This is a genomic window from Streptomyces sp. (assembly GCF_036566765.1).
In the GTDB taxonomy this organism is placed as follows: domain Bacteria; phylum Actinomycetota; class Actinomycetes; order Streptomycetales; family Streptomycetaceae; genus Streptomyces.
This window is the reverse complement of sequence record NZ_DATCVQ010000329.1, coordinates 1-3,814: the sequence shown is the minus strand read 5'-3', so window position 1 is coordinate 3,814 and position 3,814 is coordinate 1. Positions and strand designations below refer to the sequence as shown.

Below are 3,814 nucleotides of genomic sequence, written 5' to 3'. Positions count from 1 at the left end.
GCGCACAGCCAGCCGGCGGCGGTCGCGCAGCCTGCCACCGCGGCCAGCTGCGCCACCCCGGCGGCGACCCGGGCGATGCCGAGCGGCACGCTCTGCCGCCCCGTGCCGGTCAGCAGCAGTACGGCGGTCAGGGTGATGCCGAGCGCGTTGGCGGCGGCGATCCCGAGCACCCCCCACAGCCGTACGCCCACCGCCCCGGCGAGCGCGGTCGTGACAAGACCGGCGCACATCGCGGCGGCCGGGAACCACAGCGGGCGGGCAGCCGAGAAGTAGCAGCGGACGAGCACGCCGACGAGCGTCTGGCCGAGCAGCCCGAGCGCGTACACCCGCATGACGGCGGCGGTCGCCTCGGTGTCGGTGCGGTCGAACGCGCCGCGCTGGAAGAGCACGTCGACGATCTGCGGGGCGGCGGCGATCACGATCGACGCGCCGACGAGCACGACGAGGACGGCGAGCAGCAGGTCCCGCTCGACGCGGCGACGGGCGGCGTCCCGCTCGCCGGCCGCGATGGCCCGGGCGACGACCGGGAAGGTGACCGTGCACAGCATCAGCGAGAGGATCATCGGCATCTGGGCGATCTTCTGCGCGTAGTTGAGGTGCGAGATCGCGCCGGCGGGCAGCGGGGCGGCGAGGAAGCGCTCGACGAGGACCTGGGACTGGCGGGCGACGGCGAAGACGACGACGGGCGCGACGAGCGCGAGGACGACGAGGCGGCGGGTGCCGCCGTCCACGTCGCCTGGCAATCGGTCGGGCTGATGATTCATCAGGGCCCGTACGAGCGCAGGCGCTTGAACCAGCACCATGAGCGTCCCGCCGACCGCGACGCCGACTGCGGCGGACCGCACGCCCAGCGGCTGGCGGAGCACCAGGACGGTGGAGACGATCCCCACGTTGTACGCGACGTAGATGGCGGCCGGGGGGAGGAAGCGGCCGTGCGCGCGCAGTGCCGCGCTGCAGTAGCCGGTGAGCGCGAAGCTGAGCACGCAGGTCGCGGTCAATCGGGTGCAGTCGACGGCCAGTTGGGGGTCGGGCAGACCGGGCGCGAGCGTTGCGACGAGGCGCGGCGCGAGCACGACGAGGAGCAGCGCGACGGCGGCGACGGTCAGCACGAGCCGCGGCAGCGTGGCCCGTACGAGCGCGAGCGCGCCGCCGCGGCGCAGCAGGGCGCGGCTGAAGGCGGGCACGAGGATCAGCGCCATCGCGTCCTCGATCAGCAGCGTGGACGCGAACTCCGGCACGGTCCAGGCGACGAGGAACGCGTCGCTGTCCGCCCCCGCGCCGAAGGAGTCCGCCAGGATCTGGTCCCGCACGAGCCCGAACAGCGACCCGGCGGCGGTCAGCCCGGCGGTGACGAACGCGGCCCGCGCGAGGAACCCGGAGCTTTGGGCGGGCTCCGCTCGATGCCGCCCGCGCGGCTGCCGCACCACCGCCCGGGGCGGCGTGTCGGTGGTCGTCGCCTCCACCAGCGCGTCGACCTGAACGGGCTCAGGCATGACCGCCGCCCCGCCGGGCCGGGGCCCACCTGCCCCACCCCGTGTGGGCAATCGTCCCGCCCCAGCGGAACGAATGCCCACAACGGGGGGCGGGGGTGGCGCAGGCCGCGTTCGCGTACAGCGCCGGCCATGCCGCGACGCCCAGGACCACCGCTGTCAGGACCGTCGACGGGCCGCCGATGTCCGCGTACGCGAAGTCGATCAGCTGCCAGCCCAGCAGGCCCACCGCGATCAGCGCGCACTCCCCGCCGCCCGCGAGGCGGCGTACCGCCGCGACCAGCAGCGCCAGCCAGCTGCCCGCCAGGGTGAGGACGCCCACCAGACCCTGTTCGCTCAGGATCAGCAGGTACATGTTGTGCGGGGACAGCAGCGGCTGGCGGTGGAAGGACTGGCCCGCGCCCGCCGTGTCGCTGCCGGACGACAGGGCCAGCGAGGCGTGGCCGTCGCGGTACTGGGGGAAGCCCTTCAGGCCCACGCCGGTCAGGGGGTCCGTGCGCCACATTCCGGCCGCCGCGGCCCACATCGTGTACCGGTCGGTGACCGACTGGTCCGGCGCGGCCGTCACCTGCGTGATGCTCGCGACCCGTTCCTTCACCATCGTCGAGCCGACCCCGAACCCGCCCACCAGCACCACCGCGAGCGCGCCCACCGCGAGCCCGACCCTCATCGCCCGCCGCACGCCCGCCAGCGCCAGCTGCGCCGCGCACGCGAGCACCGTCGCGATCCACGCGCCCCGGCTGAACGACAGCACCAGCGGCACGACCAGCAGCGCCGCGCAGACCAGCGCGGCCGTACGCGCCCGCCCGGCCGGCCCGCCGAGGGCCAGACCCACGGCGACGACCAGCCCGAAGGCCACCACCGTCGCCATGCCCATCACGTCCGTCGGCCCGAACGTGCCCACCGCGCGGACGTCCTCGCCCATGTACGACGCGCCCGTGCCGGTCAGGTACTGGACCACCCCGACCCCGCCCTCGAACACCGCCAGCGCGACCAGCGCCCACGCGAGGACCGCGAAGTCCCCCCGGTCCCGGACCAGTACCAGCACCGCCGCCGGGACGAGGACGAAGATCTGCACGTAGCGGGCCACCCCCGGCAGGCTCGCCGCCGGGTCGTTCGAGGTGATCGCGGCCAGACAGACCCCGAGCACCGGCAGCCCGAGGACCACGGCCGCGGCGAGGGTCAACGGCCGTGCCCCGCCTCGTACCACCCGCACCAGGCAGAACAGCACCAGCAGCCCGGACGCCGCGTCCGCGAGCGTCCCCGTGCCGCCGGTGCCGCCCTCGGCCCCGCCCCCACCCGGCACGGTCAGCAGCCCGATCACCGCGATCACCGGCGCCAGGTGCAGGCGCCGCCCCACCCCCGCCATCGTCAACTCCCCGTCGGACGGACCAGGCCGGCGGCGGTCCGCAGCAGAATGCAGACGTCCTGCCAGAGCGACCAGTGGTCGATGTAGTGGTTGTCGAACCGGCAGCGGTCCTCGATCGAGGTGTCGCCGCGCAGCCCGTGGACCTGGGCGAGCCCGGTCAGCCCGACCGGCATCCGGTGCCGCGCCGCGTAACCGGCGTGGATCCGACTGAACTGCGCGACGAAGTACGGCCGTTCGGGCCGCGGGCCGACCAGGCTCATGTCCCCGCGCAGCACGTTCCACAGCTGCGGCAGCTCGTCCAACGAGCTGCGCCGCAGGAAGTTGCCCACCGCGCTCATCCGGGCGTCGTTCGCGACGCTCCACCGGGTCGCCGACTCGGTCTCGTCGGCGGGCCGCAGCGTACGGAACTTCAGCAGCGTGAACCGCCGCCCGTGCTGTCCGACCCGCTCCTGCCGGAACAGCACGCCCGGACCGTCCGAGAGCCGCACCGCGAGCGCGCACAGCAGCAGCACCGGCCCGGCCACGGCCATCGCCGGGCCGGCCACCGCGAGGTCGAGCAGCCGCTTGGCGGTCAGCCCGGGCCGCTCGCCGAGCGGCGTCATCCGGCGGCAGGCGTACCCCCACAGGTGCTCGCCCATGGGCGTGTCCCCGGCGCCTGCCGCGTCCACCCGCCAGGCGGCGCAGCCGTAATGCTGGAACAGCGTCACCAGCGCCGGGTCGTCGGCGAGGAAGACCGCCTCGCGGACGCTGTTCTGGATGACCGCACGGTGGATCTCCTCGGCGCTCGTGAGCACCGGCAGCGCGGGCAGGTCGGCGGCCGGCGGCATGCCGTCCTGCCACAGCCCGACCACCCCGACCGGCCGGATCCCGTACTCCGGCCGCCCGCCGAGCGAGGCCGCGAACCGCTGCGCCTCGCCGCTCGGGCCGACGACCAGCGCGGACCGCGGCCGGGCCA

At 75.1% G+C, this 3,814-nt stretch carries 3 protein-coding genes; all 3 read right to left on the bottom strand.

The genetic code is table 11. The features are described from left to right. The coding region (gene murJ, locus VIU94_RS19425; RefSeq protein ID WP_331913096.1) for a murein biosynthesis integral membrane protein MurJ at positions 1 to 1,493 on the bottom strand (1,493 nt) is incomplete at its 3' end. Continuing rightward, complete coding sequence (locus VIU94_RS19420; RefSeq protein WP_331913095.1) at positions 1,486 to 2,859, bottom strand: O-antigen ligase family protein; 1,374 nt, start codon at positions 2,857 to 2,859, stop codon at positions 1,486 to 1,488. The genes murJ and VIU94_RS19420, both read right to left, overlap by 8 nt. Positions 2,860 to 2,861: 2 nt before the next feature. Continuing rightward, the coding region (locus VIU94_RS19415) for a sugar transferase (RefSeq protein ID WP_331913094.1) at positions 2,862 to 3,814 on the bottom strand (953 nt) is incomplete at its 5' end.